The following is a 17,685-nucleotide window of genomic DNA, read 5'->3' on the forward strand; positions in this document are numbered from 1 at the left end:
CTAGAAACGAGGTCGCATGCTAGCAATTCCAGCCAATCCGTCTCATGACCGATCGCAAAAGAATGATTAATTTTGATTAAATATTGCAGGATAAAATCCCAAGTTGTGGTCTAACGCACACTTGTTACTCGGCCATCACGGCATCTAGCAGTGGATAACGCCCGACCTGGCACTCCACCGCAAAACCGCTAGCCTCGACTTGTGCCACTGTCAGCGGCTTGCTGAACAGATATCCCTGGAACACATGGCACCCCTGGGTCTGCAGGGCGGCCAGCTCGTGAGGCTCCTCTACCCCTTCCGCCATGATCCCCAATCCCAGATTGGTGGCCATGGCCGCAGTCGCCCGGATCACCGGCAAGTTGAGGCCGACCACGAAGGAGCGATCCAGCTTGATGTTGTTGATCGGCAACCGGTTGAGATAGGCCAGCGAGGAGTAGCCGGTACCGAAATCATCGATGGCAATCTTGATCCCCTGTTCGCTCAAATCGTCGAGAATGCCGAGGCACCCCTTCATATCGAGCATCAGCACGGTTTCGGTCAGCTCCAGCGTCAACAGGGAGGCATCCACCCCGTGCAGCTCCAACTGCTGGCGAACTTGCCCGGGCAGCGCCGACGATAGCTGGAAACCGGAGAGGTTGACGGAGACCGGCACTCGCTGATGGAAGCGCTTCTGCCAGCTGGCTACCTGTGCCAGCGCGGTGGAGAGCACCCAGCTGCCGATCTCGCGGATCAGCCCCATCTCTTCGGCCAGCGGGATAAATTCCACCGGCGAGACATGGCCGAGCACCGGGTTGTACCAGCGCAGCAGCGCCTCGTAACCGATCAGACGCCGTTTGGCGGCATCGACCTGCGGCTGGTAACAGAGGCTCAGCTCCTGACGGCCGATGGCCTTGGCCAGAAACTGTTTGAGATTGAGCTTGCGCTGCAGGGTCTGTTGCATGCTGGGGGTGAAACGCTGCCAGCGCAGCCGCCCCATCTGCTTGGCCTGATACATGGCCATATCGGCACGGGTGATAAGGTTGTCCCCGTCATCCGCATCATCTGGATAGATGGCGATACCGATACTGCCACCGATGGTCACCTCCGGCAGCCCGCTCAGTTGCAGCGGCTTGGTCATCTGGGAGAGCATCTGATCGGCCACCTCTTGCGCCCGATCCCCCTGATTGCCCAGCGGCACCAGTGCTGTGAATTCATCGCCACCGAGGCGAGCCAGCTCCACATCCCGCGGGCAAATCTGTTTGAGGCGACCGGCGACCCGCTCCAGCAGGCGATCTCCCGCCTTGTGGCCGTAGTTGTCGTTGACCAGCTTGAAGTTGTCCAGATCCATGAACACCAGCGCGAAACGCTCCCCCAGCCCGCAATAGGCCTCGAGGGATTTCATCAAGCCATACCGATTGAGCAGGCCGGTCAGGGAGTCGTGCCAGGCGAGGTGGCGATGCTCCAGCTCTTCGAGTTTGCGATCGGTAATATCCCGCATGGTGAGCAGAATGCGGGCCCCCTGCTGGATATAGCGGAACTGATACTGGAACCAGCGCATCCCCTTGAGGGTACGGCACTCCCCCTCGGTCACCACTTCATCGAGACGGGAGAGCTTCTGGTAGAAGCTGTCATCATTGCCGGAGAAAACCTGGGAGAGCTTGGCGATCTGGTGGCCGAAACACATTTCGAAGTGATAGTTGCCACTCTCGAACACACCATGGCTATCGAACAGGCAGGCCAAGGTATCGCCGGTTGCCAGCGAAGACTCCTGATAGAGGGTATCGGAGTCGAGCACCGCTTCGGTCATCATCATCAGCCGGCCAGCCAGTTGAATACCGGAAAGGCGCAGATAGATCTGCTTCTTGACCCCCTTTGGGGAGAGGGTCCACCACTCGTTGTAACTGCGCCCCTGCTGAAAATCACCCAGATAGCGCTGCAGCAGCAGATCGATGGCGGTTGCCATATCGGCAGAGAAGTCGCGGGAGCAGAGTTCGTCGAGAGACGTCGCCTCCCACACGGAGAGCGCGGCGCTGTTTGCCCAGAAAATATGGTGATGCTCGATGTCATAAACCCAGATCGGGGTATGCAGAACATCCATCGTCTTCAGTAACCGTTCGTCAAGCGTATTCATCTGGTCAAGGTCATTCATGCTGGATGGTCACTGGTTAACCGGAAAACAGATCTGGCAAACCGCTAGCTGCAGAATGCAAGGTGCAAATACCTCTCGGCCATTATCCCTTTTCACATAGCCAAGAGCGGACAAAACTATTTCAGATATCAACAACAGGGCAGCCTGTACGGCAATACTACAAAGGACTCAGCCAAGGACCCTGTTAATCCAGGCAAATCATATAGTCGATTTTTAACTTTTTTCCCCAGTAAAAACAAGCACTAAGAGCTATCCACTCGAGACCTTGAAAGAGCAATTGCATATTTGCTGCGACAAATTTGTTATTAACATTCAAATCAATGGCGGAAATAGTCATCACTCTCTGTCACAAAGCTTCCATTAATTAACCAAGCGGATGGATAAACAGCCAAAAAAACGCCAAAACGGACAAAAATAGTTCACTAAGGCGGAATTGATATACCCCAAATTCATTTTTCAACAGGCAATGAGCAAAACCAGAATATATGATCTGCATCACATTGGCTGTAGATGACAAACCACCCCAGCTGAGTACGCAGAGCAACCCAGATTCCTTCCATCAGATTGCAATATCGGCCTTCGCCCGCGGTTATCGCGGAACAAATCAGGAAATATGGCAAACATCACTGCCGCAGTACCATTTGGCATTGTGCCGAAATAATCACCAGCTTGGGGAAATTGAGATGACGGGCGGGTGGAGAACAGGTATCAACAGAAATCGAATCCAGATCAATTAAACGCTGAATTACCCTTGCCAACCCGGAACGCTCTTTTTATGGTTGCCCCCTTGTTACACCCAGAACAGCGTTTATGAAGCACATCGAAGAGTTCTACCTGTTCGTCAAGGTGGTGCAAGAGGGAGGATTCTCCCACGCTGCAGCCGCACTGGGCATGCCAACAGGCACCATCAGTCGACGCATTTCCCAGCTGGAAGAGCAACTGGGTTGCTCCCTGCTACATCGCTCTACCCGCAAGCTCCGCCTTACCGATGATGGCCTCAGATACTACGAACGTCTCTGCACGCCACTCGCGCAAATCGAGCAAGCCACCAGCGAGATCCAGGGTCAAGAGGCCGATATCACCGGGCTTATCCGGATAGCTGCGCCCATCGCGCTCTCCAACACCATCCTCATCGATATGCTGGCCGAATTCGGACTGCACTATCCCGAGGTACAGTTCGATATCACCCAGACCAATGATCACCAGCACCTGTTCGACAATGATCGGGATCTGGTGTTCTTCAACGGTGAGCTGCCCCAGTCGCTGCCCAATGCGATCTGTCTCGGCCATATCGAGTACGGCCTGTTTGCCTCACCACTCTATTTGACCAAAAAGGGCACCCCCTCCCACCCCAACCAGCTGGAAGAGCACGATCTCATCTACTGCTGGCCTCACCAGCACTGGCAACTGACCGACAAGGATGGCCAGAGCGTCTGCATCAAACGCAGCGCCAAACTGACTGTCAACCAGACCCAGGCCGCGGTACGCGCAGCCCGACGTCATCTGGGGATCGTCAACGCCCCGCTGCACTATCTGAGCAGCTTCCTCCATGACGAGCAGCTGGTGCCGGTACTGACCGACTGGCAAACCGGCAATCGCCCCTTCTACATGTTGTGTTGCCAGCACCAGTTCGCTCCGTTGCGTGTTAAGATGTTCGTTGAATTTGTTGAAAAATACTCAGCACGCTATCGCAATCGGCAGTGGGACAACCAATTTTCACAAGGTGATAGCCTCACCCATTGCATCTGACCGTTAGCGGGCCACACTTATAGCATCCCTTGCCAACAGAGCCTGCCTAACGCCATGAATGTATTGATATGTGATGACTCCGGGTTCGCCCGCAAACAGCTGGCGCGGGCGCTCCCGGCCGACTGGAAAGTCGATTTGCACTACGCAGCCAATGGTCTCGAAGGGATCGAACAGGTGCTGATGGGTCATGGCGATCTCATCTTCCTCGATCTGACCATGCCGGAAATGGACGGTTACGGCGTGCTGGAGACCCTCCAACGGGAGGGTCTACGCAGTAAGGTGATCGTGGTCTCCGGGGATATCCAGCCAGAGGCCTATCAACGGGTCATGGGGCTGGGGGCGCTCGATTTCATCAAGAAACCCGCCGCCCCGGAGACCCTGCTCGCCCTGCTCAAAAAGCATGATTTCTGGAGTGCCGCCCCGAGCGGTCAACCAAGCGCCCCCGAGCAGCAGCCAAACGGCGTTGTAGCCGATGCAGGCGTCAAGATCACCCCCGAAATCCGCGATGTCTATCAGGAGCTGGCCAACGTCTCCATGGGTCAGGCCGCCGACTTGCTGGCTCGTCTGCTCAACGCCTTCGTGGTACTGCCTATCCCCAACGTCAACGTGCTGGAAGTATCAGAGTTGCATATGGCCCTCTCGGCCGCTGCGGATTCAGATACCCTCTCCGCCGTCTGTCAGGGGTTTATCGGAGCTGGGATCGCCGGTGAAGCGCTGATCCTGTTCCATGACTCCAGCTTCAAAGATTTGGCCAAGCTGATGAACCATCAGGGGACGCTGGATCGCACCGCCGAACTGGAGCTGTTGATGGATACCGCCAACGTGCTGATCGGCGCCTTCCTGCGCGGCTACGCCAACCAGCTCGACACCCCCTTCAGTCAGGGGCACCCGGTGGTGCTCGGCCAGCACAGACCCATCAACGAGCTGATCAACACCAACAAGAGTCGCTGGCGCCGCACGCTCGCCATCGAGATCAACTACCGGATCCAGGATTACGCGGTGCAGTGTGATCTGCTGCTGCTGTTTACCGAAGATTCCATCGCCACCATGAACAACAAAATCATGCACATGCTCTAGGAGTGACTATGGAAATCCGTGAATTTCATTGGTTGATGAACATAGTCCAGAACCTGGACGTAGGCCTGGTGGTGCTCGACAAGGAGTACAAGGTTCAGGTGTGGAACGGCTTTATGGAGAGCCACAGCGGCCGACTGGCCAGTGACGTGCGCGATGGCGTACTGTTCGAGCTCTTCCCCGATGTGGACAGAGCCTGGTTCGAACGCAAGGCCAACATGGTCTTCAAACTCAACAACCGCGCCTTCAGCACCTGGGAGCAGAAGCCCTATCTGCTGCGTTTCTCCAACTACCGCCCCATTACCGGCTCAGCCCCCCACATGTTCCAGAACCTGACGCTGGTGCCACTGGCCGATTTCGGCGGTCAGGTGACCCACATCGCGGTGATGATCTACGATGCCACCGATGAGGCCATGCTGATGAGCGGCCAGCGGCAGGCTTGAGCTTGCTGCAAATAACAGAGGGCGCCGCGGCGCCCTCTGTTATTTCGGTATGAACAGGTCTTGGTATAACCTCTACCTCACCAGCCGTCTCAACGCGCTCCGAGATACTCGGTGAAGGCGTCGATCACCTCTTCAATATCGTCATCGTTGATTTGCAGATGGGTCACCAGCCGCAGCTCGCCGTAACCGGAGAAGAGGATCCCCCGCTCCTTCATAAAGGCCAGCAGAGGGGCCGATTCCCCCTCACGCAGCCGCAGGAACACCATGTTGCTCTGCACCAGCGAGAGGTCGAGCTCGATGCCCGGCAGTGCAGCCAACCCTTCGGCCAGCCGTTTGGCACGGCGGTGATCATCGGCCAGGCGGCTCACATGCTGCTCGAGGGCAAACAGACCGGCTTGCGCCAGAATGCCCGCCTGACGCATGCCACCTCCCAGCATCTTGCGTAGGCGGCGCGCACGGGCGATGAAATCGTGGCTGCCCACCAGCAGCGAGCCCACCGGTGCCCCTAACCCCTTGGAGAGACAAATCGAGATGCTATCAAACGGTGCAGCGATCACCTCGACCGGGGTCTCGCTGGCCACGGCGGCGTTAAAGAGCCGGGCGCCATCGAGATGAAGCTTCAAGCCGCGCTCGGCAACGAATGCCCCCATCTCCTGCAGATAGGAGAGCGGCAGCACCTTGCCGTTGTGGGTGTTCTCAAGGCAGATCAGGCGAGTCTGGACGAAGTGGGCATCATCAGGGGCCAGCGCAGCCTTGATATCATCGAATGCCAGCGTGCCATCGCGCTGCATCGGCAAGGGTTGCAGGGCTACGGAGCCCAGCACGGCACTCCCCTGCGCTTCATAGCGATAGATGTGAGCGGCGTTGCCGAGGATGGCCCCCTCACCGCGCTGACAGTGGCTCATCACCGCCAACAGATTGGACATGGTGCCGGACGGCACAAACAGCGCCGCCTGTTTGCCCAGCAATCTGGCCCCAAAGGCCTCCAGCGCGTTGACGCCCGGATCTTCACCATAGACATCGTCACCGACTTCGGCGTGGAGCATGGCTTGACGCATGGCGTCAGTAGGCTGGGTGACGGTGTCACTTCGTAAATCGATATAGCGCATGAGATCCCTCCTGAAACAAGAGAGTGACGTTAGCTATGCGCCCCTCGCTTGGCAAGGGGCGCATGAGCAGAATGTGAAGCCAATAGACGTCCATAGAACCCGCAGGCGGGATTTACCAAGGCAGCGGCTGACCATTGAGATCCAGTAGCTGACCCGATTGGGTCAACGATAACCCCTTGATGAGATTGAGTAGTTTCACCGCCACCTCGGCAGGATCCTGTAATTGTTCCAAAGGCAACTCGCTCAGAAAGGGAGCGTTCATCGGGGAGTCCATCAAGCCGGGCGCTACTGCCACCACCCCTGCTTGCGGGAAACGCTGCGCCCACTCAAGGGCCAGAGTTTTCACCCCCATGTCGAGGGCCGCCTTGCTCATCCGGTAGCTGTAACGGCCCCCCTCCAGATTGGAGGTGATGGAGCCCGCCAGATCAGAGATGGCACAGAGCCACAGCGGATGGTCATTGCCCATCAACCGACTGAAACGGGCAGCCAGCGCCAGCGTTGGCCAGGCATTGGCCAGCAGGCTGTCGCACAGCCACTTGGGGTGCACCTCTTCGACCCGCCGCTCTGGCATAAAGCTGACATCGTGCAACAGGCCGATGGTGTTGATCACCACAGTGGGAAGAGGATCGGTGTCGTAGAGGGTAAACAGGGCGTCGAACGAGATGGCGTCCACCTCTTGCAGCGGGAAGAAAGCCCCCATCTCGATCCCTTTTGGATAGGTGCGCCCGGCCAGAAGGAAGGACTCCCCCCTTGCCATCAGCTCTCTTGCCAGCGCCGAGCCCAGCGCACCACTTCCGAGGATCAAGTAGCTCATTGCCCATTCCATGGAGAGTTATCTTGCTTAGAGCGTATCAGAATAATCAACCGGCCGTGACACGACCAAAGGGTAATATGCCCCTCATCACGCTTCCCCCAGATGGCGACCAAACTCCCGCGCCAGCGCCAAGTCGAGAAAACCGTCCGCTTTCTTGTGGGTGCGCAAAAACTGGTAATAGGCGAGCAGGGTGACCAGTGCCTCCTCATCGGGCAGCCCCACCCCGGGTTGCTGTTCGCCCAGCAGTAGCTGCGCCGCTGCCAGCGCCTCCCGGTCTACCACTTCCGCCTGACGGTAGAGATAACCGCAGCCGGTTGCCAGCCACTCCAGCGAGCAGTTGGCCCCCATGGCGATCTGGTTGGCCCGCGCCAGGCCAGGCTCGGCTCCCTTCAAATATTTGCGGATCAGCGCTTCACTGAGCCCCACCTTGCGGGCAAACGCGCTCACGCTCATCTCCCCGATCAGGCTCTGCAAGCGCTCGGCAAATCCTTCCATCCAACTATCTCTCCTACTCTGCGATCAGAACCAAAGTTCGAATCATGCCACTGCCCATTATTGCTTTGCCAGCCACATGAGGCCAAGATGCCCGCAGTCATCTATGTTGCACATCGTTTTCGCATCGTGTTTTTCAAGGAGTCAACCATGTCTGTATCCCGTGTCGCCCTGCATCCGCAAGGCCCCACCTTCTCTCGCCTCATCATGGGTTACTGGCGCCTGATGGAGTGGCAGCTCTCTCCGGCCGCTCTGCTCGACCTGATGAAATATCATCTGGATCTGGGGGTCACCACCATCGATCACGCCGATATCTATGGCGGCTACCAGTGTGAAGAGGCCTTTGGTCACGCCCTGCGCCTCGAGCCTTCCCTGCGCAGCCGGATGGAGATCGTCACCAAGTGCGGCATCGCCCTCACCGCCAAGCCGGAGCATGCTCTCAACCATTACAACACCGGCAAGGACCATATCATCGCCAGCGCCGAGGCCTCGCTGCGCAAGCTCGGCACCGACCATCTGGACCTGCTGCTGATCCACCGCCCAGATCCCCTGATGAACGCAGATGAAGTGGCCGACGCCTTTATCACCCTGAAACAGGCGGGCAAGATCAAGCACGCCGGGGTATCCAACTTCACCGCCCGTCAGTTCGAGCTACTGCAATCGCGCCTCCCCTTCCCGCTGGTCACCAACCAGCTGGAGATCTCGCCGCTTCATCAGGAAGGGACCCTCGATGGTACCCTGGATCAGTGCCAGCAGCTTGGCATCAAGCCGATGGCCTGGTCATGTCTCGGCGGCGGCCGACTGTTCAGCGATGACGCCTATGCCCCGCTGCGTGCCGAACTGGAGCAGATCCGTCAGGAAGTGGGCGCCCAGACTATCGAGCAGGTGGTCTACGCCTGGGTAATGATGCTGCCAAGCCAGCCGCTGCCATTGATTGGCTCCGGCAAACGGGAGCGGATTGCTGCCGCCGTGGCCGCCGAATCCATCGTCCTCAATCGCCAGCAGTGGTTCCGCATCCGCAAGGCGGCGCTCGGTTACGACGTCCCCTGATAACAGCAAAACGTCCAGAAACAAAAACGGCATGGGGGAAACCCATGCCGTTTTTTTATTGCCGAGGCACCTTAGCGGTGGCGCTGTTGCGGGCGACCACGGGGAGCATCTGTCTTCGGTTTGGCCTGGTTGACGGTGATGGTACGGCCACCGACTTCTGTGCCATGCAGACCAGCGATGGCCTTCTCGGCATCACCATTGACCGGCATTTCAATAAAACCAAACCCCTTTGACTGGCCGGTATCGCGGTCGATGATGATATCAACCTTGTCGACCTGTCCAAACTGGCTGAACAGGGTTTTCAGTTCGTCGGCCGTCATCCGGTACGACAGATTTCCTACGTAAATCTTCATGCCATCTACTCTCGATTCAAGGTGCCTTCTCTATGCAATTCCCAGCATAACGGTAAGGGCACAACCCCTATGCCGGACCTGCCATGGCTTCATGCCGTGGCCTTCTCCACACTGTCGTCAAGTGATTGATCTCTTGGGTTAACAGTGCAGACAAGATCAATTCGAGTCACTGGCAGTATCTGAGCTTTGCCGGGAATTGTCGAGAAAATAGTCGACTCAGGCCGATTGCAGATCTGACAACCGTTGCGCCAGCATCCGGCGACCGTGCCAGGCCCGTTTAAAGCCGAAGCGATAGACAGACGGGCTCACCAGATGGAGCTCCCCCGCCTTGAGATCCAGCAAGGCCATGGCCGCCGCCAGCTCCTCTTCACTCAGCTGCAGATCGAGGCTGAAGTCGAGCCACTGGCCGTCGTGACCCACTCGCCGCTCCCGTTCGAGCGCCACCAGCTGGCTGCGGGGCAGCGCCAGCGCCTCATCCTTGTTGCCATTGAGCAGATAGATATGCTGTTCATCCCACCCCAGCTCCGCCAGTCGCCAGGGCTGCCAGCTGCGGGGCAGCGACACCATGATCCCGGTGATGCCACCAAAGACCACGCCCACCCAGTTGAGCAGCGCCATGGCGCCCCAACCATCCCACAAGGAGGCCGCCACCACACCCCAACTCACCAGCAACAACAGAAAAATGACGCAGCGATAGCGAACCGCTGGCGGCATCAACAGCTGCACCTGGGAACCGGCAAGCAAGGATGTAATACGCATGAAAAGCTCCTGTCATCACGAAATGGCGCCATTGTGAATAGGCATCAGGATGCTGACAAGGGGGTTTTCTTTGTCATCCCCCTATAAAATCAATACCATGGCGTAAATGATTCTCAGTGGAACCCACTTCTTGACCAGCTCGCAACCCTGTGTGCGCTTTTGTGGCGTCGACAAATTCTATGGCGATTTTCAGGCTCTTCATCACATCGATCTCACCATTGAACGTGGAGAAAAGTGGGTCATCTGTGGCCCGTCAGGCTCGGGAAAATCGACCCTGATCCGCACCATCAACGGGCTGGAGGGGATCGACGACGGCCAGCTGTTCCTGTTTGGCGAGCCGGTGACCCCTTCCTACCTGCGCCGCCTGCAAGGTCGGGTTGGCATGGTGTTTCAGCAGTTCAACCTCTTCCCACATATGACGGTGCTGGAAAACCTGATGGTGGCACCGGTGCATACCCTGGGGTTGCGCCCTCAGGAGGCCAAAGCCCGGGCGCTCGGGCTGCTCGAGCGGGTGCGCATTCAGGCACAGGCCGACAAGTACCCACACCAGCTCTCCGGCGGCCAGCAGCAGCGGGTCGCCATCGCCCGCTCCCTCTGCATGCAACCCGAGCTGATGCTGTTTGACGAGCCCACCTCCGCCCTCGACCCCGAGATGATCCGCGAAGTGCTCGATGTGATCCGCGAGCTGGCTGACGAGGGGATGACCCTGATCTGCGTCACTCACGAGATGGGCTTTGCCCGTCAAGTGGCGGATCGGGTGCTCTTTATGGATGAGGGGAAAATCATCGAGTCGGCCCCGCCCGCCCAGCTGTTCAACGCCCCTCGTCACCCGCGTACCCAAGCCTTCCTCGAACAGGTGCTCAGCTATCATGGCTAGGCTCAATCGCCCCCGCCTGCTCGGCTGGTTGTCAGGCACTGTGATGCTCTGTGCGCTACTGGGCTGGGCGCTCTATAGCGGCGCTCGCCAGATGGGCTATGAGTGGCAGTGGTCGCGGGTGTTGCCCTTTCTCGGCGAATGGGATGAGGGAACCTTTTATGCAGGCCCCCTGCTAAACGGCCTGCTGGTCACTTTGCAGGTGGCGCTGCTCAGTCTGCTGGGCACTCTGGCGATCGGGGTGTGCGTGGTCAGCCTGCGGCTGATCCCCTCCCGGCTCGGCCCCTGGCTCGCCATCGCCTATCTGGCGCTGGTGCGCACCACGCCCCAGCTGGTGCAACTCTATATTCTCTATTTCTTGCTGGGCCCCATGCTGGGATTGGCCCCCCTTGCCTGCGCCGTGTTGAGCCTCTCCCTCTATCAGGGTGCCTTCACCGCCGAGGTCTTGCGTGCAGGTGTACAGGCCATTCCCAAAGGACAGTGGGAGGCGGCCCAGTCGCTTGGCTTGTCGCGAACCATCACCCTGCGCAAGGTGATCCTGCCCCAGCTGGTGCGCATCACCTTGCCGCCGCTGACCAACGAGCTGGTCTCCCTTATCAAACATTCGGCGCTGGTGAGTGTGATCGCCATCTTCGATCTGACCAACGAAGGGCGTACTCTGGTTGCCGATACGTTTCTGACCTTTGAGGTGTGGTTTACCGTGGCCGCCCTCTATTTGCTGTTAACCCTGACGCTGTCAGCCTGTTCGCGGGCGCTGGCCCGTCACCTGAATCCGGATCAACAAGGACGCTAACCATGAATCTGTCATTCAAGACCACCCTGTCGGGCGCTGCGCTGCTGCTGGCAAGCCTGCTCACTCCAGCACTGGCAGAAACCGCCCCCTCCGACACCCAGGCGCAGATCGAGCAGAGCGGTACCCTGCGGGTCGGCATGTCCACCTTCGCCCCCTGGGCGATGCGCGACAAGCAGGGGGCCCTGATCGGTTTCGAGATTGACGTGGCCCGTCGCCTCGCCACAGATAACGGCTGGCAGGTAGAGTTCGTGCCTACCGCCTGGGATGGCATCATCCCCTCCCTGTTGGCGAAAAAATATGACGTCATCATCGGCGGCCTCACCATCACCCCCGAGCGGGAGAAGAGCGTGCGCTTCACCCAGGCCTACTCCCATTCGGGGGTGCAGCTGGCCGCCTCCAGCACCATGGCCAAAGAGAAGAAAACCGTGGCGGACTTCAACCAGCGCGGGGTGATCCTGGCGGTACGTCGTGGCGCCTCACCGGTACAGGTGGCAAAAGAACACTTCCCCAAGGCCACCCTGCGCCAGTTTGATGACGAGTCACAGGTATTTCAGGAGGTGTTGAACGGCCGCGCCCACGGCGCCCTCTCCTCTTCCCCGAAACCCGAGCAAGAGGCGCTGCGCCACCCGGATGCCCTCTTTATGCCGTTTGCCAAACCGCTGGCAGAGGGGAGTGAAGGGTTTGCCCTGCGCAAGGGGGATGATGCCTTGGCTGAACAGTTCAACGAGTGGATCGCCGCCCGTCAGGCCGATGGCTGGCTCAAGGCGCGCCATGACTACTGGTTCAAGTCGCTGGCGTGGGAAGCGCAGGTCGCCAACCCCTGATGCTGATTGCTCTAAAACAGACCATCCGGCGCATCGTCCGTGGGGCATGTCGGAACATCAACTGGCTGGATGGGGCGATCGCCCTGATCCTGCTGCTGGCTGGCCTCTGGCTGGCCAGTCGCCTGCACATCGGGGTGGCCTATCAATGGCGCTGGCATGAAGCCTTCGATCTGCTGTTCACCCCCGGCCCTCACGGCGAGTTGCCCTACTTTTTCAGCGGTCTGCTCACCACCTTGCGCATCGCCCTGCTCGGCATGGTGCTGGCGCTGCTGCTCGGCACTGCGCTGGGGGTAGCCGCCTTCAGCCGCCGCCCCTGGCTGGTGATGCCAGCGACCCTGTTTATCCAGCTGATCCGCAATCTGCCGCCGCTGGTCTTTATCTTCATCTTCTACTTCTTTATCGCCAACCAGCTGCTGCCTGCAAGCGGCCTCTCCCGCTGGCTCGGCACCGTATCGCTCTCCCCGTGGCAAGAGGCGCTGTTTGGCCCACCTGTCCGCTGGGAAAACCTCATCTCAGGCACCCTCTGCGTTGGCATGATCAGCGCAGCCTTCGTCGCCGAGATCGTCCGCGCCGGGCTGGCCGCCATCCCCCGTGGCCAGTGGGAGGCGGCGCAGAGCCTCGGGCTATCTCCCTGGGTGCGGCTGCGCCATGTGATCCTGCCGCAGGCCATGCTGCTGATGTTGCCCCCCCTCACCGGTCAGCTCATCGCGCTGGTGAAGGATACCGCCATCGTTTCCCTTATCTCGGTGCAGGAGCTCACCTTCGTCGGCACCGAGATGGCCAACTCCAGCGGACTGGTCTACGAGATCTGGCTGCTAGTGGCCACTGCCTATTTATTGATATGTTTGAGTCTGTTCGTGCTACTGAGCCGACTCGAGGCGAGAAAAGGAGTGCATTGATGCTGACGTCTCTGTTACTGGCAACCGTGTTGCAAGCAGAAGCCATCGGCGGTTATGCCGCCGGTTGCCTGAAAAACGGCGTATCCCTGCCCCTCGAAGGGCCTGGTTATCAGGTGATCCGCACCAAGCGGCTACGCTACTACGGCCACCCCGACCTTATCCACTATCTGCAAGCGCTGGCCAACCAGACCCGCATGGCCGGGCTGCCGGATCTCTATATCGCCGATCTGGCGATGGCCCGTGGCGGCCCATTTACCTCCGGCCATCGCAGCCACCAGACTGGCCTTGATGCCGATATCTGGTTTCGCATGGCCAACCGCCCCATCAGCAAATGGGAGCAGGATGCCCCCAAGGAGTGGGCACTGATCGACGAACCCAGCTACAAGATGTTACCGGGGCGCTTTGGCCCACAGCAGCTCACCCTGCTGCGGCTGGCGGCCAGCAAGCCCGAGGTGGCCCGCATCTTCGTCAATCCGGTGATCAAATCCGCGGTCTGCCAACAGGCTGGTGACGAGCCCTGGGTCGCCAAGCTGCGCCCCTGGGTGGGCCACTTCAGCCACTTCCATGTGCGGCTGCGCTGCCCGGTGGGCAGCCCGGATTGTGAACCCCAGGCCCCGATTCCTCCCGGCAACGGCTGCGGGGAAGAGCTGGCCTCTTGGCTCAAAGACAAGCCCCAGCTACCCAAGGTCTCCGGCATCAACAAGCGACCCGAACTACCTGCGCGTTGTGGCAACTGACCCCAAGCTGGTATGGTGGTGCACGCTTGGTCGTGCACCATCCATGGCGCACTATCGACTCGAAATACCAAAGGAGAACAACAAGATGGCCACATCACTCTGGCGCAAAACCACGCAGAGCCTGTTGACCCTGACCTTGCTGCTCAGCCTGACCGGCTGCGGCATGAACAACATTCCGACCCTGGATGAGCAGGTTAAAGCAAGCTGGGGGCAGGTGGAGAACCAGTATCAGCGCCGCGCCGACCTCATTCCCAATCTGGTAGCAACCGTCAAGGGCTACGCCAGCCATGAGCAGGAGACCCTCAAAGCGGTCACCGATGCCCGTGCCCGGGTCGGCAGCGTGCAAGTGAGCGATCCTGCCCAGCTCAAGGAGTTTGAAGCGGCGCAGAACCAGCTCTCCAGCGCTCTCTCCCGCCTGATGGTAGTGGTAGAACGCTACCCCGAGCTGAAAGCGGATCAGCAGTTCCTTGCCCTGCAGGCACAGCTGGAAGGAACCGAGAACCGCATCTCGGTGGCTCGCCGCGACTATATCGAGGCGGTGCGCCAGTTCAATACCGAGATCCGCACCTTCCCCGGCGTTATCTGGTCCAAGCTGCTCTACTCGGATCTGGAGGCCAAACCCAGTTTCAGTGCCAAACCCGGTGCCGATGAGGCGCCCAAGGTCAGCTTCCAATGAAGATGATGCTGCGCTGGTTTCTTCCCTGCCTGCTGCTCTGGGCCAGTGCCCTGCAAGCGGCACCGGACTTCCCGACGCTGAGCGGACGGGTAGTGGATGAAGCCAGTCTGATGTCCCGCAAACAGGCCCATCAACTGACCCAACAGCTGGCCGCCTTTGAAAAGCGCAGTGGTATCCAGCTGGTGGTGGTCTCTGTCGATAGCCTCGATGGGGAGACTATCGAGGAGTACGGCTACCAGCTCGGTCGCCACTGGGGGATCGGCCAGAAAGGCAAAAACAATGGCGTGCTGTTGCTGATCGCCCAGGATGAGCGCAAGGTGCGGATCGAGGTAGGCTATGGATTGGAAGGCGCCCTGCCCGACGCCATCGCAGCCAACATCATCCATGGCCGCATCCTGCCCGCCTTCAAGCGCGGCGATATGGTGGCCGGGATCATGGCAGGCAGCCAGAGCATTATGAAGGCACTCGCCGGGGAATATCAGCCGGTCGAGCAGCCAAAGAGTGACAACGGTGGCGGCCCCTGGCTGTTTATTCTGGTGGTGATTGCGATGATCGTGCTCCACAACCTGCGCGGGGGGGGTGGCGGTGGGCCGGGAAGACGACGTCGGTCGACCTACATGGCCGGTGGATTGGGTGCCGGCTCCTTTGGTGGTCGCTCCGGCGGCGGATTCAGCGGTGGCGGCGGCAGTTTTGGCGGCGGCGGAGCCTCCGGTGGCTGGTAACAGGAGTAAAGAGACAAATCATGATTTCTAAACAGTTCTTCCACACGCTTCAGGCCAAGGTGCGCGAAGCGGAGCTAGAGACTGATGCTGAACTGGTCACCGTGCTGGCCCCGGCCAGCGATGGCTATCGCTACATTCCCACCCTCTGGGCGGCGCTGCTGGCGATGCTCACCCCGCTGCTGGTGTTCCAGCTCGGCTTCTGGCTAGGCTGGTACGAAATCCTGCTGGTGCAGTGGTCGGTCTGGCTGCTGCTGAGCCTGCTGTTCCACTGGACCCCCATCAAGATGCGGCTCATCCCGAAGAAGGTTCGCCAGCACCGGGCTGCCCTGATGGCTCGCCTGCAATTTGTCGAGCAGGGGCTGCACCGCACCCGCGACCGGCTTGGGGTGCTGATCTTCGTCTCTGCCGCCGAGCACTATGTAGAAATACTGGTGGATGACGGCATCGCCCAGCATATCGACAACGGCCAGTGGCAGGAGATCATCGACGACTTCGTGGCGCGAGTGCGCAACAAGGAGATCGAACAGGGTTTTCTGGAGTGCGTGGAGCGCGTTAGCGCCATTCTGACCGACGCCTTCCCGGCCACCCGGGATCAAAACGAGTTGCCGGACAGTCTGATCATCCTCGACAAGCCCTGATCCGGTTTAAAAAACCGGCATTCTGCGCAAGGGTTAGGCATTCGTAAAAGATTATGAAAAATAAGGGGAAAAGAGGTTGACCCACACAGCCCTTTCCCCTAAATTACGCCCCGTTCCAGCGCAACAGCGCAGCGAACGAAAATTTGGTGAGGTGTCCGAGTGGCTGAAGGAGCACGCCTGGAAAGTGTGTATACGGCAACGTATCGAGGGTTCGAATCCCTCCCTCACCGCCAAATCTAAAAAAACCGACCTCAGGGTCGGTTTTTTGCTTTCCGGCAAACACCTATGCCGACAAGTGAGCCAGAGCCACGCAGTGGCAGATCATCCACGCACCCATCCCCCGGTTTGCAAAGCCCTGATGGAACATCACTGCTTTTCGTATTGCCAGCTCCCGCCCCCTACCTTGCTTTTGTGATTGCCCCACCCGACAAGCGTTCCTTCCTGTCACAACAGGAGCAAAAAGAGGCGTTGTTTCCCAAATCAATACAGCTTGAATGGAACCAACTGAGGGCTCTGTGATCTGATCACCAAACCAAGCAGAGATAATAGACACGGAACAGGACCTTGAAGAGCATGTTAAAAGAACTCAATGCTTAAGGCCCTGTACATGATCATTTTATAGTTTTAGATATTTCACACTTGATTCGATCTATTGATGGTTGACATGCTGGACGACTAAATATTTTGTATGTTGACAAATGAGGGAGGCGTACAAGCAAGGAAACTTGATCACCCCGTTCGTAACGCTGAATTTGGTATCTGACTCTCCCCCAGCCAATCTGTTCATTGATTTTTTCAACCATCTGGAAACCATGCTTGATTAAATGGCTATCCAGTTCATCAAATACGATTTTCGATATCGCGATATAAAGTTTACAGTGAACCTGCTTTATACGCTCATTCCATATTTCACGAGCATGTTCAAGCCACTCATCCTTTCCTTTTAATGTATGCCAATTTCGTGAGCGAGCGGGAATATAGTTTGTCATCAGAGAGCCATCCATGAGCTGTTTGTATGATACACCCAGTTCATCGCCAATTATTGTATATAAGGCTCTCATCTGCTGTTGTAGCGGTGCTTCACCCTCCTCGCAGCCCTTCCAAGGTTCACTGTAGTATGCACATTCAGACTCCACTGAAATTGCATTGGTATCACATGGTCCACCACCTGGATTTATACCAAAGAATGCGACAGGATACTGAGGGGATAGCATGTTATCATACCTACAGAAAAGCAGGTCCCACCCCATATCATTCTTTAAGTTATCATATTTGTTTTGGATGAACGCAAACAGACTCTCTTTACATAAGAAATTGATATCCGTACTCATACATTGTCCATTACATCGTCAAAGTGAAAGTTAGATTGTCATTCTGAATTAAATAAAAGTCAACAAGATAGCGTTTTCACTATTTATGTTTTAAAAGGGAAATTTCATTACTCGTACTTGTCGATTTTAGAAGCCTTTTTATTTTTCAGGGGGGACTTTTAACTGTTGAAAGTTCATTGCAGATATCAATTCTTCCCCAAGTTCCAGAGGGCTTTATACA

Annotated in this window: 19 protein-coding genes and 1 tRNA gene; 13 read left to right on the plus strand and 7 right to left on the minus strand. The window is 57.9% G+C overall.

Annotation, left to right across the window (positions count from 1 at the left end; genetic code table 11):
- Positions 1-124: 124 nt before the first annotated feature.
- A complete protein-coding gene (locus VF684_RS20265) occupies positions 125-2,077 on the minus strand; it encodes a putative bifunctional diguanylate cyclase/phosphodiesterase (protein WP_201913294.1) in 1,953 nt (650 codons plus the stop codon).
- A gap of 861 nt (positions 2,078-2,938) precedes the next feature.
- Between VF684_RS20265 and VF684_RS20270 the strand changes: the two genes are divergently transcribed.
- Genes VF684_RS20270 through VF684_RS20280 form a run of 3 tightly spaced genes read left to right on the plus strand, consistent with a single transcriptional unit; the run spans position 2,939 to position 5,394 of the window.
- Complete coding sequence (locus VF684_RS20270) at positions 2,939-3,877, plus strand: LysR family transcriptional regulator (protein ID WP_005337171.1); 939 nt, start codon at positions 2,939-2,941, stop codon at positions 3,875-3,877.
- 54 nt (positions 3,878-3,931) lie between these two features.
- Complete coding sequence (locus tag VF684_RS20275) at positions 3,932-4,954, plus strand: response regulator (protein ID WP_005351143.1); 1,023 nt, start codon at positions 3,932-3,934, stop codon at positions 4,952-4,954.
- Between the two features lie 8 nt (positions 4,955-4,962).
- A complete protein-coding gene (locus VF684_RS20280; protein WP_005337175.1) occupies positions 4,963-5,394 on the plus strand; it encodes a PAS domain-containing protein in 432 nt (143 codons plus the stop codon).
- Positions 5,395-5,483: 89 nt separating this feature from the next.
- On the opposite strand, the gene ltaE is transcribed toward VF684_RS20280, so the two are convergent.
- The 3 genes from ltaE to VF684_RS20295 form a co-directional block, all read right to left on the minus strand.
- Positions 5,484-6,503 (minus strand): low-specificity L-threonine aldolase, encoded by a 1,020-nt coding sequence (gene ltaE / locus VF684_RS20285; protein ID WP_201913296.1) that lies wholly within the window; start codon positions 6,501-6,503, stop codon positions 5,484-5,486.
- A gap of 112 nt (positions 6,504-6,615) precedes the next feature.
- Positions 6,616-7,317: a short-chain dehydrogenase gene (locus VF684_RS20290; protein WP_201998302.1), complete on the minus strand. Its 702-nt coding sequence runs from the start codon at positions 7,315-7,317 to the stop codon at positions 6,616-6,618.
- Between the two features lie 87 nt (positions 7,318-7,404).
- Complete coding sequence (locus VF684_RS20295) at positions 7,405-7,812, minus strand: helix-turn-helix domain-containing protein (protein ID WP_005351138.1); 408 nt, start codon at positions 7,810-7,812, stop codon at positions 7,405-7,407.
- 147 nt (positions 7,813-7,959) lie between these two features.
- Here VF684_RS20295 and VF684_RS20300 point away from each other — a divergent pair, with 147 nt between their 5' ends.
- Positions 7,960-8,859: an aldo/keto reductase gene (locus tag VF684_RS20300; RefSeq protein WP_069555747.1), complete on the plus strand. Its 900-nt coding sequence runs from the start codon at positions 7,960-7,962 to the stop codon at positions 8,857-8,859.
- 71 nt (positions 8,860-8,930) lie between these two features.
- Here VF684_RS20300 and VF684_RS20305 read toward each other — a convergent pair whose 3' ends face one another.
- Positions 8,931-9,212 carry an RNA recognition motif domain-containing protein gene (locus VF684_RS20305; protein ID WP_005337180.1) on the minus strand — a complete coding sequence of 94 codons (282 nt, stop codon included), beginning with the start codon at positions 9,210-9,212 and terminating at the stop codon, positions 8,931-8,933.
- A 216-nt stretch (positions 9,213-9,428) separates the two neighbouring features.
- Complete coding sequence (locus VF684_RS20310; RefSeq protein WP_064340009.1) at positions 9,429-9,971, minus strand: hypothetical protein; 543 nt, start codon at positions 9,969-9,971, stop codon at positions 9,429-9,431.
- Positions 9,972-10,077: 106 nt separating this feature from the next.
- On the opposite strand from VF684_RS20310, the gene VF684_RS20315 reads away from it, so the two are divergent.
- From VF684_RS20315 to VF684_RS20355, 9 genes are all read left to right on the plus strand, one after another.
- The gene (locus VF684_RS20315; RefSeq protein WP_376898510.1) at positions 10,078-10,848 is read left to right on the plus strand and encodes an amino acid ABC transporter ATP-binding protein; all 771 of its coding nucleotides are present in this window, start codon (positions 10,078-10,080) and stop codon (positions 10,846-10,848) included.
- Complete coding sequence (locus VF684_RS20320; RefSeq protein WP_376898512.1) at positions 10,841-11,638, plus strand: amino acid ABC transporter permease; 798 nt, start codon at positions 10,841-10,843, stop codon at positions 11,636-11,638. Before VF684_RS20315 ends, VF684_RS20320 begins: the two co-directional genes overlap by 8 nt.
- Before the next feature lie 2 nt (positions 11,639-11,640).
- Complete coding sequence (locus VF684_RS20325) at positions 11,641-12,462, plus strand: transporter substrate-binding domain-containing protein (protein WP_227273845.1); 822 nt, start codon at positions 11,641-11,643, stop codon at positions 12,460-12,462.
- The gene (locus tag VF684_RS20330; RefSeq protein WP_151286793.1) at positions 12,462-13,361 is read left to right on the plus strand and encodes an amino acid ABC transporter permease; all 900 of its coding nucleotides are present in this window, start codon (positions 12,462-12,464) and stop codon (positions 13,359-13,361) included. Before VF684_RS20325 ends, VF684_RS20330 begins: the two co-directional genes overlap by 1 nt.
- Positions 13,361-14,098 carry a penicillin-insensitive murein endopeptidase gene (gene mepA, locus VF684_RS20335; RefSeq protein ID WP_040067286.1) on the plus strand — a complete coding sequence of 246 codons (738 nt, stop codon included), beginning with the start codon at positions 13,361-13,363 and terminating at the stop codon, positions 14,096-14,098. Before VF684_RS20330 ends, mepA begins: the two co-directional genes overlap by 1 nt.
- Positions 14,099-14,183: 85 nt before the next feature.
- Positions 14,184-14,774, plus strand: coding sequence for a LemA family protein (locus VF684_RS20340; protein WP_201913301.1), 591 nt, complete (start codon positions 14,184-14,186; stop codon positions 14,772-14,774).
- The gene (locus VF684_RS20345) at positions 14,771-15,496 is read left to right on the plus strand and encodes a TPM domain-containing protein (protein ID WP_201913302.1); all 726 of its coding nucleotides are present in this window, start codon (positions 14,771-14,773) and stop codon (positions 15,494-15,496) included. Before VF684_RS20340 ends, VF684_RS20345 begins: the two co-directional genes overlap by 4 nt.
- Positions 15,497-15,516: 20 nt before the next feature.
- Positions 15,517-16,134: a TPM domain-containing protein gene (locus tag VF684_RS20350; RefSeq protein WP_005337196.1), complete on the plus strand. Its 618-nt coding sequence runs from the start codon at positions 15,517-15,519 to the stop codon at positions 16,132-16,134.
- 145 nt (positions 16,135-16,279) lie between these two features.
- Positions 16,280-16,367 (plus strand) — tRNA-Ser (locus tag VF684_RS20355).
- 378 nt (positions 16,368-16,745) lie between these two features.
- Here VF684_RS20355 and VF684_RS20360 read toward each other — a convergent pair.
- The gene (locus tag VF684_RS20360) at positions 16,746-17,465 is read right to left on the minus strand and encodes a hypothetical protein (protein ID WP_082182278.1); all 720 of its coding nucleotides are present in this window, start codon (positions 17,463-17,465) and stop codon (positions 16,746-16,748) included.
- Positions 17,466-17,685: the final 220 nt, after the last annotated feature.

Origin of the sequence: Aeromonas sp. Lyrl_2 (assembly GCF_051948815.1) — a bacterium.
GTDB classification, from domain to species: Bacteria; Pseudomonadota; Gammaproteobacteria; order Enterobacterales; family Aeromonadaceae; genus Aeromonas; species Aeromonas veronii.

Excerpts from the sequence above, each read along its gene's own strand:
- VF684_RS20340 (WP_201913301.1), top strand. The coding sequence starts at position 14,184 with ATGGCCACATCACTCTGGCGCAAAACCACGCAGAGCCTGTTGACCCTG.
- VF684_RS20265 (WP_201913294.1), bottom strand. The coding sequence starts at position 2,077 with ATGGATGTTCTGCATACCCCGATCTGGGTTTATGACATCGAGCATCAC.
- VF684_RS20305 (WP_005337180.1), bottom strand. The coding sequence starts at position 9,212 with ATGAAGATTTACGTAGGAAATCTGTCGTACCGGATGACGGCCGACGAA.
- VF684_RS20320 (WP_376898512.1), top strand. The coding sequence starts at position 10,841 with ATGGCTAGGCTCAATCGCCCCCGCCTGCTCGGCTGGTTGTCAGGCACT.
- VF684_RS20330 (WP_151286793.1), top strand. The coding sequence starts at position 12,462 with ATGCTGATTGCTCTAAAACAGACCATCCGGCGCATCGTCCGTGGGGCA.
- VF684_RS20270 (WP_005337171.1), top strand. The coding sequence starts at position 2,939 with ATGAAGCACATCGAAGAGTTCTACCTGTTCGTCAAGGTGGTGCAAGAG.
- VF684_RS20280 (WP_005337175.1), top strand. The coding sequence starts at position 4,963 with ATGGAAATCCGTGAATTTCATTGGTTGATGAACATAGTCCAGAACCTG.
- VF684_RS20290 (WP_201998302.1), bottom strand. The coding sequence starts at position 7,317 with ATGAGCTACTTGATCCTCGGAAGTGGTGCGCTGGGCTCGGCGCTGGCA.
- VF684_RS20275 (WP_005351143.1), top strand. The coding sequence starts at position 3,932 with ATGAATGTATTGATATGTGATGACTCCGGGTTCGCCCGCAAACAGCTG.
- VF684_RS20345 (WP_201913302.1), top strand. The coding sequence starts at position 14,771 with ATGAAGATGATGCTGCGCTGGTTTCTTCCCTGCCTGCTGCTCTGGGCC.
- VF684_RS20300 (WP_069555747.1), top strand. The coding sequence starts at position 7,960 with ATGTCTGTATCCCGTGTCGCCCTGCATCCGCAAGGCCCCACCTTCTCT.
- VF684_RS20325 (WP_227273845.1), top strand. The coding sequence starts at position 11,641 with ATGAATCTGTCATTCAAGACCACCCTGTCGGGCGCTGCGCTGCTGCTG.
- mepA (WP_040067286.1), top strand. The coding sequence starts at position 13,361 with ATGCTGACGTCTCTGTTACTGGCAACCGTGTTGCAAGCAGAAGCCATC.
- VF684_RS20295 (WP_005351138.1), bottom strand. The coding sequence starts at position 7,812 with ATGGAAGGATTTGCCGAGCGCTTGCAGAGCCTGATCGGGGAGATGAGC.
- VF684_RS20310 (WP_064340009.1), bottom strand. The coding sequence starts at position 9,971 with ATGCGTATTACATCCTTGCTTGCCGGTTCCCAGGTGCAGCTGTTGATG.
- VF684_RS20360 (WP_082182278.1), bottom strand. The coding sequence starts at position 17,465 with ATGAGTACGGATATCAATTTCTTATGTAAAGAGAGTCTGTTTGCGTTC.
- VF684_RS20350 (WP_005337196.1), top strand. The coding sequence starts at position 15,517 with ATGATTTCTAAACAGTTCTTCCACACGCTTCAGGCCAAGGTGCGCGAA.
- VF684_RS20315 (WP_376898510.1), top strand. The coding sequence starts at position 10,078 with ATGATTCTCAGTGGAACCCACTTCTTGACCAGCTCGCAACCCTGTGTG.
- ltaE (WP_201913296.1), bottom strand. The coding sequence starts at position 6,503 with ATGCGCTATATCGATTTACGAAGTGACACCGTCACCCAGCCTACTGAC.